This window comes from Halomonas elongata, assembly GCF_029081005.1.
Taxonomy (GTDB): Bacteria; Pseudomonadota; Gammaproteobacteria; order Pseudomonadales; family Halomonadaceae; genus Halomonas; species Halomonas elongata_B.
This window is the reverse complement of record NZ_JAJQTQ010000017.1, coordinates 23,572-36,826: the sequence shown is the minus strand read 5'-3', so window position 1 is coordinate 36,826 and position 13,255 is coordinate 23,572. Positions and strand designations below refer to the sequence as shown.

The following is a 13,255-nucleotide window of genomic DNA, read 5'->3' as shown; positions in this document are numbered from 1 at the left end:
CCACGCGAGCCACGCCGGACAGTCGCCGCCCGGCGGCTGTCCGGCCAGGCCGCACGCCCCTCACGAAACCCGCAATGCTCGCTCTTCCTGGCGGTGCTGCAAGGGGGAGATGCCGAAGTAGCGCTTGTAGTCGCGGCTGAACTGCGAAACGCTGCGATACCCCACTGCCGAGGCCGCCTGATTCACGTTGCAGGTCTTCTGAGCCAGCAGCTGTTGCGCCTTGAGCAATCGCAGCCGCTTCAAATACTGCAGCGGCGATACCTGCACGATTTCCTTGAAATGCTGATGGAAGGTCGACGGGCTCATGTTCGCCTGACGGGCCAGCGTCTCCACCGACACCTCGTCCGCATAGCGGGCATGCAGCCGCGACAGCACCTGGACGATGCGCGAGTAGTGCCCCTGGTGCAGCACCAGAGCACGCAGTGCCGGCCCCTGTCGGCCCCTCAAGGCCTCGAACACCACGTCCCGCACTCGCGACACCCCCATGGCAGCCGTCTCGGCGGGATCGTGCAGGGTCCGCAACAGCCGCTCCACCGCTCCCTGCATGCCACCGGTCATCGATACCGACGCCATCGGCACCGGCGACGCTTCGACCTCGCTCGAAGGCTGGCCGCCCCCTTCACCGATCATCGTCACCAGTTCACCGAGCAGCGCCGGATCGAGGTGCACCGCCACCCCCAGCAAGGGCGCCTCGTCGGAAGCATGGGTCTCGCACTCGAAAGGCAGCGGCAGCGTCTGTACCAGATATTGCCCGGGGCCATAGTGGATCTCCCGATCCCCCAGGTAGCCGATCTTGTACCCCTGGGCCACGATGATCAGACTCGGTTCGTAGATCATCGGCGTGCGGCCGCTCGGCCGATGCATGGCCATCAAGGACACCCCGGGCAACTGGGTCGGCGTATAGCCGTCACCCTCGACCAGGGGCGCCAGCAGATCGACCAGCGAACCGGCGTGAGATTCTGTGATGTGCATCCTGAAGTCCTTCATCCATGCCCGGGGCCATCGAAGTTTCATCGGGCCGATCCTGCATGACGGGCAGAAGCGAGTTCGTAGAAAGTAGCAAAAATGCGAGAGAAACGCGGATTCACGGCAGGCTCGACCAGCGCCATGATGATTTCTTATCGTCTCGGGGCTACATGATGGCGGCATCAGCACTTCCATGGTACAGAAGGACACCACCTCTCGGAGGAACGGGCAAAAAATCCGGAGGAACGTCGGTCCTCAGCGCCCCTCGCCGCTTCCATAATGATCCCAGCCTCACCCCGAGGCATCACAGACCGACAGGAGAGCCATTCATGAGTCAGACTCGTGCCTATGCGGCCCATGCGGCCGACCAGCCCCTGGCCCCCTTCGCCTTCGAGCGCCGTCAGCCGCGCCCGGACGACGTCGCCATCGAAATCCTCTACTGCGGCGTCTGCCACAGTGACCTGCACTTCGCCCGCAACGACTGGGGCATGACACGCTTCCCCATCGTGCCCGGCCACGAGATCGTCGGTCGTGTCACCGCCGTGGGTGACGACGTCAGCCGCTTCCAGGTCGGCGACATGGTCGGCGTCGGCTGCATGGTCGATTCCTGCCGCCACTGTCAGCCCTGCCAGGACGGCGTCGAGCAGTTCTGCCTCGAAGGCTTCACCATGACCTATGGCAGCGATGACCGCCAGGACGGCACCATGACCCAGGGCGGCTACTCGGACAGCGTCGTCGTCAGCGAGCACTTCGTGCTGCGCATGCCCGAAGGCCTCGACCCGGCCGCCGCGGCCCCGATCCTCTGCGCCGGCATCACGACCTATTCGCCGCTCAGGCACTATGGCGTCAAGGCCGGCCACAAGGTCGGGGTGATCGGCATGGGCGGCCTCGGGCACATGGGCGTCAAGCTGGCCAAGGCGCTGGGGGCCGAGGTCACCGTCTTCACCCGCTCCGAGGTCAAGGTCGAGGAAGCCCGTCGTCACGGCGCCGACCATGTGGTCGTCTCCGGCGATGCCGCCCAGATGGAGGCCGTGGCCGAGACCTACGACTTCATGCTCGACACCGTTCCGGTACAGCACGACCTCAACCCCTATCTGGCGACCCTGAAGTACGACGGCACCCATATCCTGGTGGGCCTGCTCGATCCCATCGAACCGGCCATCGAAGGCTTCAACCTGGTCTTCAAGCGTCGTGTGCTGGCCGGCTCGCTGATCGGCGGCATCCCCGAGACCCAGGAACTGCTCGACTTCTGCGCCGAGCACGACATCACCTGCGACATCGAGACCATCGACATCCAGGACATCAACACCGCCTATGAGCGCATGGAGAAAGGCGACGTGCGCTACCGCTTCGTCATCGACATGGCGTCGCTGAAGAACGAAAGCACCGACTGACGCCTCGTGCCTGCCGGGGACTCCCCTCGGCAGGCCACCTCCTCATGCCTGACTGAAGGCAGAAACGACACCACGCTCTTCCCTTCCCGTCACTTCGTCATAGCGGCAAGCGCTCGACGATATCTCCCGCCTTCACGACGCGAGATGCACCGTGAACGGATTCTCGATGTTCCCTTCCCGACTGGCACGCTCATCGCGAACTGCCATACTGCATCGATGCGATTACTCCAAGATGCCACGAGCATCCTTTTTTCATCGAAGTGGCGCCACACCCGCCTCATCGCATACGGGAAGACATCGCATGATCAAGAGAATCTGGCACGGTTGGACAACGCCCGAGAATGCGGACGAGTACGAAGCACTCCTCAAGGGCGAGATATTCCCCGGGATTGCCGCCAAGGGCATCCCCGGATACCGAGACATCCAGCTCTTGCGACGACCACACGACGTCGAGATCGAATTCATCACGATCATGACGTTCGATTCATGGGACGCGGTAAGAGACTTCATTGGCGATGACCCCACCGTATCCTACGTTCCCGACAAGGCGAGAGCCGTTCTCTCGCGATGGGATGACCGGTCCCAGCACTATGACGTCAAGGAACACCTTTCATACTGATCCGGCAAATCGACCGACATACCCCGGAGACAAAAAGTGGAGGCATCACTCATGAAGTACGAAGGTAGCTGTCACTGTGGCCAGGTAACGTTCGAGGTGGAAGGCAACCTGGAGAAGGTCATGGAGTGCAACTGTTCGCACTGCAGTCGCAAGGGCTATCTGCTCTGGTTCGTGCCGCTCGCTGACTTCAACTTGAAGAGCCCCGAGTCGGTGTTGTCCACTTATACCTTCAACAAGCACGTCATCAAGCACCATTTCTGTCCCGAATGCGGCTGCGCGCCGTTCGGTTTCGGCGCCGACCGCTCGGGCGCTGAAACGGCAGCCATCAATGTGCGGTGTCTGGAGGGGGTAGAACTGTCGGACCTGGAAAGAGTGCCGGTCGATGGCCGCGCCTTGTAGGGCACCTGTTTTCCATCACGCCCGATCGACGCTTCTGGCGCTGCGCGCTTGCGGTGCGACTGGGCCCTGCCATTCACCGGCAGCGATTTCGGAGGGATAATGAAGGTCAAACGCATCGTCGCCAATACCGATACGCCGGCGCTCGACCAGGCAGCCGCCTTTTACCAGGATATCCTCGGCCTCGACCTGCTCATGGATCATGGGTGGTTCCGGACATACGGCTCGGACGAACGGATGATGGTCCAGGTCAACTTCGGCTCACAGGGCGGATCCGGCACACCGGTACCGGCGCTGTCGATCGAAGTCGACGACCTGGATGCCGCCCTGACGAGGTTCGAGAAGGCTGACATTCCCGTCGAATACGGCCCCGTCAGCGAGGAATGGGGCGTGCGCCGATTCTATGTCCGCGATCCCTTCGGGAAGCTGATCAATATCCTGCAGCATGAATGAGCGAGGTGGCCGCCCCTCTGGCCCGGCTTAGGGAAACGCTGAATAAATAGCCGAGCATAGTGAAGCGCAAGGCGCACGGAGCACAGAAAGCGAGACATAACGAGAGGTTAGGCGAGCTTTCGAGCACCGCGTAACGAAGCGATTTGCATGCGCAGGCATTTAAGCAGTGTTTGCTTAGGTTACCGAGCGCAGACGCGCCACCAGATCGGTCAAGGCCGTCTCGAGCGCCAGGTCGGGCAATGCGTCGCGCAGGGCGATATGACTCTCGGCCCGGAAATGCTGGGCATCACCGACGGCCGACTGGAAGTCGTTGACGACTTCGACCAGCGCCGACGGCGTCCCCTCGACCTGCATAGCGCCATGCACCAGCAACGCCATGTCACGGCTGCCCCTCACCCGACGCCAGCGCTGGGCCGTGCCGACCAGTTTGCGGCCGGCGATGCGCACGTTGAAGCGGCCATCGCAGTAGGCGCCCGGCACCGCGCCGAGATCCGCCGAGGCCACGCCCAGAGATGTCAGCCATTCACACCAGGGGTCGCCCAGGCGGTGATAGCCCCATTCGAGATGCGCCGCCGAACTGCGCACCTCGCAGCGCACCGCCAGGGCCAGGTTGACCACCATCGGCCCCTGGGGCACCGGCGTGCCGCCGGTGGCACGGAACAGCACCGGCCAGCTTCGCGCCTCCAGGCGCGACCGCGCCTCGGCGAAGCCCTCGAGGCGCGCGTGACGACGCGGCATCACCAGGGCATGGTCATGCGGCGACCAGACCAGGCACTCCAGGTGGCTCTCGCCCCGGCACACCCCTTCCAGCAACGCTTCCTCGGCGGCGAGCCCCTCTTCCACCGTGGGATGTCGAAGGATGCTGTCGTTCGTCATCATCTCGCTCGCTCCCGTCGTGAAGGCCCAAGCTTACGTCGTCACCCCCGACCGGCGCCATCGCACACCACCTTGGTCGAACCTCTCTCCCATGACCTTTACGTTAACGTAAACCTGTCTTAGTCTTGGCATCATCACCTCGAAGAATGATCGGACGCGCCCCGTGGCGCGTCACCAGACCAGCGGAGTTCGCCATGCACGCGCCCTACCAGCCCCTCGACTTCGGTCTCGACGATGAACTGAACATGCTGCGCGACCAGGTCAACGCCTTCGCTCGCGACGAGATCGCGCCGCGCGCCGCCGAGATCGACGAGAAGAACGAATTCCCCGACGATCTCTGGAAGAAGTTCGGCGACATGGGCCTGCTCGGCATCACCGTGCCGGACGAGGACGGCGGCAGCGGCATGGGCTATCTCGCCCATTGCATCGCCATGGAAGAGATCTCGCGGGCCAGCGCCTCGGTGGCGCTCTCCTACGGCGCCCATTCCAATCTCTGCGTGAACCAGATCAAGCTCAACGCCAATGCCGAGCAGAAGGCCAGATACCTGCCCGGCCTGATCAGCGGCGAGCATGTCGGGGCACTGGCCATGTCCGAGCCCGGCGCCGGCTCCGATGTGGTCTCCATGAAGCTCAAGGCCGAGAAGCGCGGCGAGCACTATGTGCTCAACGGCAACAAGATGTGGATCACCAACGGCCCCGACGCCGACGTCCTGGTGGTCTACGCCAAGACCGATCCGGAAGCGGGCTCGAAAGGAATTACCGCCTTTATCGTCGAGAAAGGCATGAAGGGGTTCTCCACCGCCCAGAAGCTCGACAAGCTGGGCATGCGCGGCTCCAACACCTGCGAGCTGGTCTTCGAAGACTGCGAGGTGCCCGAGGAGAACGTCCTCGGCGAGGTGAACAAGGGGGCGCGGGTGCTGATGAGCGGCCTCGATTTCGAGCGCACCGTGCTGGCCGCCGGCCCCATCGGCATCATGCAGGCCGCCATGGACGTGGTGGTGCCCTACCTCCACGAACGCAAGCAGTTCGGCCAGTCCATCGGCGAATTCCAGCTGGTGCAGGGCAAGGTGGCCGATATGTACACCACTCTGAACGCCTGCCGGGCCTACCTCTATGCCGTCGCCGGCGCCTGCGACCGCGGCCGGACCTCGCGCAAGGACGCCGCCGGCGTGATCCTCTACTGCGCCGAAAAGGCCACCCAGATGGCACTCGACGCCATTCAGCTGCTCGGCGGCAACGGCTACATCAACGAATACCCGACCGGCCGCCTGCTCCGCGACGCCAAGCTCTACGAGATCGGTGCCGGCACCAGCGAGATCCGCCGCATGCTGATCGGCCGCGAAATCTTTAATGAATCGGCGTAAACCCAGCTATAAGCTGGAAGCTTGAAGCTGGAAGATAGAGCAAACCCTTGGTTGAGGGGGGGGGTCTTCAAGCTTCCGGCTTCGAGCTTCGAGCTTTTATCCCGGAGGGATAAATGAGCGTTCTGACATCCCAGATCAACCCGCGCAGCGAGGGTTTCCAGGCTAACGAGGCGGCGATGCGCGCCGAGGTGGGCGGGTTGCGGTCGTTGACCGCGGCGATTCACCAGGGCGGTGGCGAGAAGGCGCGCGCCCGGCATGAGTCGCGCGGCAAGCTGTTCGTCCGCGACCGTATCGACCATCTGCTCGACGAGGGCTCGCCCTTCCTCGAGTTCTCGGCGCTGGCCGCTCACGAGGTCTACGACAGCCCAGTGCCCGCCGCCGGCGTGGTCACCGGCATCGGCCGCGTCTCCGGCGTGGAATGCGTGATCGTCGCCAACGACGCCACGGTCAAGGGCGGCACCTACTTCCCGCTGACCGTGAAGAAGCACCTGCGCGCCCAGGAGATCGCCCGCAAGCACCGCCTGCCCTGCCTCTACCTGGTGGATTCCGGCGGCGCCTACCTGCCGTGCCAGGACGAGGTCTTCCCCGACCGCGACCACTTCGGGCGCATCTTCTACAACCAGGCCACCCTCTCCGCCGAGGGCATTCCGCAGATCGCCGTGGTCATGGGTTCCTGCACCGCCGGCGGCGCCTATGTCCCGGCCATGGCCGACGAATCCATCATCGTCCGCGAACAGGGCACCATCTTCCTCGGCGGCCCACCGCTGGTGAAGGCGGCCACCGGCGAATCGATCAGCGCCGAAGACCTGGGCGGCGCCGACGTTCACGCCAAGATCAGCGGCGTGGCCGATCACTACGCCGAGAACGACGCCCACGCCCTGCAACTGGCGCGGCGCTGCGTGGCTCGGCTCAACTGGCAGAAGCGCGGCCAACTGGCCATGGCCGAGCCCAGGCCGCCACGCCTCGACCCCGAGGAGCTCTACGGCATCGTCGGCACCGACCTCAAGAAGCCCTTCGAGGTGCGCGAGGTGATCGCCCGCATCGTCGACGACTCCGCCTTCGACGAGTTCAAGCGTACCTATGGCGACACCCTGGTCACCGGCTTCGCGCATATCCACGGCCACCCGGTGGGCATCGTCGCCAACAACGGCGTGCTGTTCTCGGAGAGCGCCGTGAAGGGCGCGCATTTCATCGAGCTCTGCGCCCAAAGGAAAATCCCATTGATTTTCCTACAAAATATTACCGGCTTTATGGTCGGCTCCAAGTACGAGCACGAAGGCATCGCCAAGCACGGCGCCAAGCTGGTCACCGCCGTGGCCTGCGCCAAGGTGCCCAAGTTCACCGTGCTGATCGGCGGCAGCTTCGGCGCCGGCAACTACGGCATGTGCGGCCGCGCCTTTGAGCCCAACCTGCTGTTCATGTGGCCCAACGCCCGCATCTCGGTGATGGGCGGCGAACAGGCCGCCGGGGTGCTGGCCCAGGTCAAGCGCGAGCAGATCGAGCGCGAGGGACGCGAATGGTCCGACGCGGAGGAAGCCGACTTCAAGCAACCGACCCGCGACCAGTACGAGCACCAGGGCCATCCCTACTACGCCAGCGCGCGACTCTGGGACGACGGCGTCATCGACCCCGCCCAGACCCGCGACGTACTCGGCCTCTCGCTCGCCGCCGCCATGAACGCCGAGGTCGAAGACACCAAATTCGGCGTGTTCAGGATGTGACCCCTTGCTGCGCAAGGGAGCCGGAAGCTTGAAGCTATAAGCTGGAAGTCACTACCCCACGCCCCTGGAGGCAAGATATCGGGGTTTCTTCAAGCTTCCAGCTTCCGGCTTCAAGCTCTGTTAACGAGGTTCGAGATGTCACAGACAAGCTATTCAAGACTCGCAATCGATGCCCGAGGCGTTGCGTGGCTGACCCTGGATCGCCCGGAGGTCCTCAACGCCTTCGACGATGCCTTGATCGGCGAGCTCAACGGGCATCTTCAGCACGTGAGGGAGGCCGCCAAGCGTGGCGAGGTCCGCGCGCTGGTACTGGGTTCGCAGGGCAAGCATTTCTCCGCCGGGGCGGATCTGGGCTGGATGAAGCGCATGGTCGACTACGATCTCGAGGACAATCTGGCGGACTCCCGCCAGCTCTCGGCGCTGATGCACGGTCTGGACACCCTGCCCTGCCCCACGCTCTGCCGCGTTCAGGGCGCGGCCTTCGGCGGCGCCGTGGGCCTGGCCGCCTGCTGCGATATCGTCATCGCCTCGGAGAAGGCTCGCTTCTGCCTCTCCGAGGTCAAGATCGGCCTCTCGCCGGCGGTGATCAGCCCCTATGTGCAAGGCGCCATCGGCAGCCGGCAGATGCGCCGCTACGCGCTGACCGCCGAGGTCATGGACGCCGCCACCGCCGAGGCCCTGGGTCTGGTGCATCGCGTGGTCGAGCCGGACGCCCTGGACGAGGCGATCGACGCCATGGTCGAGACGCTGCTCGCCACCTCACCGCAGTCCAGCCGTGCCACCAAGGCGCTGCTCGCCGAGGTCGCCCGCGATCCCGACAGCGCCGCGACCCGCGAGCGCACCTGCCAGGTGATCGCCGAGCTGCGTGTCAGCGACGAGGGCCAGGAAGGCCTGGCCAGCTTCTTCGACAAGCGCCGCCCTGCCTGGGCCCCCGAACCTCCTTCCACGACGGAGCGCTCCTCATGAGCCATGCCTTCGATACCCTGCTGGTGGCCAATCGCGGCGAGATCGCCTGCCGCGTGATGCGCACCGCCCGCCGCATGGGCCTGCGCACCGTGGCCGTCTACTCCGATGCCGACGCCAGCGCTCGCCACGTGCGCGAAGCCGACGAGGCCGTGCGCCTCGGCCCGGCCGCCGCCCAGGCCAGCTATCTCGATATCCAGGCGGTGATCGACGCCGCCCGGCGCACCGGGGCCGGCGCCGTGCATCCCGGCTACGGCTTCCTCTCCGAGAACGGCGATTTCGTCGCCGCCCTGGCGGACGCCGGCATCACCTTCGTCGGCCCGCCCGCCTCGGCCATCGCCGCCATGGGCGACAAGTCCGCCGCCAAGGCCCGCATGTTTGATGCCGGCGTGCCCCTGGTGCCCGGCTACCACGGCGACGCCCAGGACGACGCCCTGCTCAAGGCCGAAGCCGACCGCATCGGCTATCCGGTACTGCTCAAGGCCAGCGCCGGCGGTGGCGGCAAGGGCATGCGCGTGGTGGAAAGCGGCGATCAGTTCCAGGCCGCGCTGGACGGCTGCCGCCGCGAATCCCGGGCCGCCTTCGGCGACGAGCGCATGCTGATCGAGAAGTACCTGACCCAGCCGCGCCACGTCGAAGTGCAGGTGTTCTGCGACACCCAGGGCCACGGCGTCTACCTCTTCGAGCGCGACTGCAGCGTGCAGCGTCGCCACCAGAAGGTGCTGGAGGAGGCCCCCGCCCCGGGCATGACCGAGGCCCTGCGCCGCGAGATGGGTGAAGCCGCCGTGCGCGCCGCCAAGGAGATCGGCTACGTGGGCGCCGGCACGGTCGAGTTCTTGCTGGATGCCGACGGGTCCTTCTACTTCATGGAGATGAACACCCGTCTCCAGGTGGAACATCCCGTCACCGAGATGATCACCGGCCAGGACCTGGTCGAGTGGCAACTGCGCGTCGCCATGGGCGAGCCTTTGCCGCTGAGCCAGAACGAACTGGCCATCACCGGCCACAGCTTCGAGGCACGCCTCTACGCCGAGGACCCGGCACAGGACTTCCTGCCCGCCACCGGCACCCTCAGCCGCTTCGAACTGGACCTCGCCGGCGCCGGCCTCGAGCCGACCCGGGTACGCCTGGACAGCGGCGTGGCCAGCGGCGACAGCGTCTCCATGCACTACGACCCGATGCTGGCCAAGCTGATCGTTCACGGCGACGACCGGGAACAGGCACTGGCCACCCTCAACCGCGCCCTCGCCGCCCTCGACGTCCAGGGCGTGACCACCAACCGCGATTTCCTGCAACGCCTGGCGACGCACCCCGCCTTTCGCGCCGCCGAGCTGGACACCCGCTTCATCGAGCACCACGAAGCAGAACTGTTCGCACCGCGGCACTATACGGCCGAGGAATACGCCAGCGCCGCCCTGGTCGGCCTCCATCAGCTCGGCCAGGAACGCGAGAGCGACTCCCCCTGGGATCGCCACGACGGCTTCCGGCTCAACGCCGAGCACACCATCCGCATCGCCCTCTGCGACCCCACCCGAATCGACGACGAGGACGCCGTGGTCACCGTCGAGGGCAAGCGAGCGGCCCCCGGCGCCCCCTGGCGCCTGCGCATCGGCGAACAGACCTTCGACGCCACCCTGCAACCGCTCGACGGCGACGCCGTGGCGGTAACCCTGGACGGCCACCGCCGCCGCCTGCAGACTCGACTGGTCGACAACAACCTGGTGGTGATGGTCGATCCACGGCGCGAAACCCGGCTGTTCTGGCGACGCATCGACGCCATCGACCACGGCCGCCAGGAAGCCGAATCCACCCTCACCGCCCCCATGCACGGCACCGTGGTGACCCTGCTGGTGCAACCCGGCGAACGCGTCGAGAAAGGCATGGCGCTGATGGTCATGGAAGCCATGAAGATGGAACACACCCTGACCGCCCCCGCCGACGGCCAGGTCGAAAGCTTCCACTTCCAGGCCGGCGACACCGTCGGACAAGGCGACGTGCTGCTGGAGTTCGCTGCAGACGAGTAACCACCGTGCCCCTGGCAAGTAGCGTCCAAGGTAAGCGGCGCCGGGGGCAGGCCGTAGCGAAGGTCATTCGCCATGGATGGCGAATGTAGCGTCCAGGGAGGGATTCACAGCGCCTTCGCCAAGGCCTGCCGCCGGATCAGCCGCTGCTCCGGATTCTCTCGAATGATTGGAGCTCTGCAATGGCATTCCCCAAACGCATCCGCCTGGTCGACGTCGCCCCCCGCGATGGGCTACAGAACGAACCCGAAGCCATCGGCACCGACACCAAGCTCGAACTGATCGACCGCCTCACCGACGCCGGCCTGCGTCATATCGAAGCGGCGAGCTTCGTCTCGCCCAAGTGGGTACCGCAGATGGCCGACCACCGCGAGGTGATGACCCGGCTCGAACGTCGCCCCGGCATCACCTACTCCGCCCTCACCCCCAACCTCAAGGGACTCGAGACCGCACTGGAATGCGGCGTCGAGGAAGTCGCAGTATTCGGCGCCGCCAGTGAGGCCTTCTCCCATAAGAACATCAACTGCACCATCGCCGAATCCCTGGAACGCTTCGCCCCGGTGCTCGAGCGCGCCAAGGAAACCAACGTTCGCGTACGCGGCTACGTCTCCTGCGTGCTCGGCTGCCCCTACGAAGGCGAGATCGCCCCCGCCAGGGTCGCCGAAGTCGCCAAGGCCCTGCACGACATGGGCTGCTTTGAAGTCTCGCTGGGCGACACCATCGGCACCGGCACCCCGCTCAAGGCCAAGCGCATGCTCGAGGCCGTCGCCCGCGACATCCCCATGGACAAGCTCGCCGCCCACTTCCACGACACCTACGGCCAGGCACTCGCCAACCTCTACGCGGTGCTCGAAGAAGGCGTGGCGGTGATCGACAGCTCCGTCGCCGGCCTGGGTGGCTGCCCCTATGCCAAGGGCGCCGCCGGCAACGTCGCCAGCGAAGACGTCGTCTACCTCCTCGACGGCCTGGGCATCGACAGCGGCGTCGATCTCGACAAACTCGCCGCCACCGGCGACTGGATCACCCAGGCCATCGGCCGGCCCAACCGTTCGAAGGCGAGCGTGGCGCTGGCCGCCAAGTAACGGCTTCCAAGGCATCACGGCCCAGGCTGAGCCCGATGGAGTGTCTATGGCGCCACAAAAACAAACAGTCCTGCTTGTTTTTTTATGAAGAGCTGACTAGTCTCCAAGTGCCGAACTTCATCAGGCACCTCGTAGAGCCCAACAACAATGCATGGCCGACCAACGGCCCGGGAGACAAGATGACCCTCAAACGAAGCCACCTGACTCTGGCGATCACCGCCGCCATGACGCTGCCCGCCCTGGCCACCAACGCCCAGGCCGAGACCTCGTTCATTGCCAATTCCTTCTACGATCAGCAGCATCCGCACTCGAAGTACGGCTACATCGAGTGGGCCGAGACCGTGCGCGAGCTGTCCCACGGCGAGCTCAACCCGGAAGTCTACACCGGCACCGTGCTGCTCGCCCCTCGCGCCAGTCTGCAGGGCATCCAGGACGGCATCGCCCAGGTAGCCCACCACGCCGCGGTCTACACGCCCTCGGAGATGCCGGTCGCCAATGCCGTGCAGGAGCTGGGCTTCAATTTCGATGACCCGTTGGTCGCCATCCTCGCGGTCACCGACTTCAGCACCCACAACCCCATCCAGCTCCAGGAGTGGCAGGACCTCAACATCGTCTACCTCGGCGCCTACACCACGCCGCCCTACGTACTGTTCTGCCGCGAACCAGTGCGCAACCTAGAGGAACTCCAGGGCAAGCGTATCCGCACCGCCGGCTCCACCGTCTCGTCCTGGGTCGAACAGGCCGGCGGCATCCCGGTCAACGTGCCTTCCAGCGAGATGTACACCGGCCTCGACCGCGGATCGCTCGACTGCGCCACCAACGCTGCCAACGACCTGATCGACCGCTCGCTGTGGGAAGTCGCCGACTACACCACCCTGCTACCCACCGGCATGTACTGGTCCGGCCCGCAGTGGGGCTTCAATGAGGACTTCTGGTCCAGCCTGACCGACGACCAGCGCGACGTCTTCAAGCAGGCCTCCGCCAAGGCCATGACGCGCATGATCGTGCAGTACCTGGCCACCGCCGACGCCGCCCTCGATGAGGCCCAGGACAAGGGCAACCAGGTGTTCATGCCCGAGCCGGAGCTGATGCAGTCGGTGGAGGATTTCCGCGAACAGGCCTTGGACGGCGTCTACGACGTCGCCCGAGACAAGTACGGTGTCGAGGACCCGAAAGCGCTGATCGACAACTTCCTGGCCACCTACCAGAAATGGCAGGAGCTGCTCGCCGACGTCGACCGCAGCGACGAGGATGCCCTGGCTGAGCTGGCCATGCGGGAGATCTACGACACCCTCCCGGCCGACTACGGCGTCTATTGACGCCAGGCTGACATTGCACATGGCCGCCCCGAGCGTTCGCGCTCTTGATTCAACCTGGGCGGCCTTTCCCCTTACGAGAGG

Annotated in this window: 12 protein-coding genes; 10 read left to right on the top strand and 2 right to left on the bottom strand. The window is 65.3% G+C overall.

Going from position 1 to position 13,255, the window contains the following annotated elements; all coding sequences use genetic code 11:
- Positions 1–60: 60 nt before the first annotated feature.
- Positions 61–972: an AraC family transcriptional regulator gene (locus LU493_RS13205; protein ID WP_275288252.1), complete on the bottom strand. Its 912-nt coding sequence runs from the start codon at positions 970–972 to the stop codon at positions 61–63.
- Between the two features lie 323 nt (positions 973–1,295).
- Between LU493_RS13205 and LU493_RS13200 the strand changes: the two genes are divergently transcribed.
- From LU493_RS13200 to LU493_RS13185, 4 genes are all read left to right on the top strand, one after another.
- Complete coding sequence (locus tag LU493_RS13200; protein ID WP_275288251.1) at positions 1,296–2,360, top strand: NAD(P)-dependent alcohol dehydrogenase; 1,065 nt, start codon at positions 1,296–1,298, stop codon at positions 2,358–2,360.
- A 301-nt stretch (positions 2,361–2,661) separates the two neighbouring features.
- Positions 2,662–2,979, top strand: a complete 318-nt coding sequence (locus LU493_RS13195; protein ID WP_275288250.1) for an antibiotic biosynthesis monooxygenase family protein — start codon at positions 2,662–2,664, stop codon at positions 2,977–2,979.
- A 51-nt stretch (positions 2,980–3,030) separates the two neighbouring features.
- Entirely contained in the window at positions 3,031–3,378 is a 348-nt protein-coding gene (locus LU493_RS13190; protein WP_275288249.1) for a GFA family protein, read from the top strand.
- A 99-nt stretch (positions 3,379–3,477) separates the two neighbouring features.
- Positions 3,478–3,828 (top strand): VOC family protein, encoded by a 351-nt coding sequence (locus tag LU493_RS13185; RefSeq protein WP_275288248.1) that lies wholly within the window; start codon positions 3,478–3,480, stop codon positions 3,826–3,828.
- Positions 3,829–4,002: 174 nt separating this feature from the next.
- Here LU493_RS13185 and LU493_RS13180 read toward each other — a convergent pair whose 3' ends face one another.
- Complete coding sequence (locus LU493_RS13180) at positions 4,003–4,707, bottom strand: lipoyl protein ligase domain-containing protein (protein ID WP_275288247.1); 705 nt, start codon at positions 4,705–4,707, stop codon at positions 4,003–4,005.
- Between the two features lie 191 nt (positions 4,708–4,898).
- Between LU493_RS13180 and LU493_RS13175 the strand changes: the two genes are divergently transcribed.
- From LU493_RS13175 to LU493_RS13150, 6 genes are all read left to right on the top strand, one after another.
- Positions 4,899–6,068: an isovaleryl-CoA dehydrogenase gene (locus tag LU493_RS13175; protein ID WP_275288246.1), complete on the top strand. Its 1,170-nt coding sequence runs from the start codon at positions 4,899–4,901 to the stop codon at positions 6,066–6,068.
- A 113-nt stretch (positions 6,069–6,181) separates the two neighbouring features.
- On the top strand, positions 6,182–7,789 hold the full coding sequence (locus tag LU493_RS13170) for a carboxyl transferase domain-containing protein (RefSeq protein WP_275288245.1): 1,608 nt from the start codon (positions 6,182–6,184) through the stop codon (positions 7,787–7,789).
- A 135-nt stretch (positions 7,790–7,924) separates the two neighbouring features.
- Positions 7,925–8,755, top strand: a complete 831-nt coding sequence (locus tag LU493_RS13165; protein ID WP_275288244.1) for an enoyl-CoA hydratase-related protein — start codon at positions 7,925–7,927, stop codon at positions 8,753–8,755.
- Positions 8,752–10,776 carry an acetyl/propionyl/methylcrotonyl-CoA carboxylase subunit alpha gene (locus LU493_RS13160; protein WP_275288243.1) on the top strand — a complete coding sequence of 675 codons (2,025 nt, stop codon included), beginning with the start codon at positions 8,752–8,754 and terminating at the stop codon, positions 10,774–10,776. The genes LU493_RS13165 and LU493_RS13160 overlap by 4 nt, the downstream gene beginning before the upstream one ends.
- A 179-nt stretch (positions 10,777–10,955) precedes the next feature.
- Positions 10,956–11,855 carry a hydroxymethylglutaryl-CoA lyase gene (locus LU493_RS13155; protein ID WP_275288242.1) on the top strand — a complete coding sequence of 300 codons (900 nt, stop codon included), beginning with the start codon at positions 10,956–10,958 and terminating at the stop codon, positions 11,853–11,855.
- Positions 11,856–12,034: 179 nt separating this feature from the next.
- The gene (locus LU493_RS13150) at positions 12,035–13,174 is read left to right on the top strand and encodes a C4-dicarboxylate TRAP transporter substrate-binding protein (protein WP_275288241.1); all 1,140 of its coding nucleotides are present in this window, start codon (positions 12,035–12,037) and stop codon (positions 13,172–13,174) included.
- Positions 13,175–13,255 lie beyond the last annotated feature (81 nt).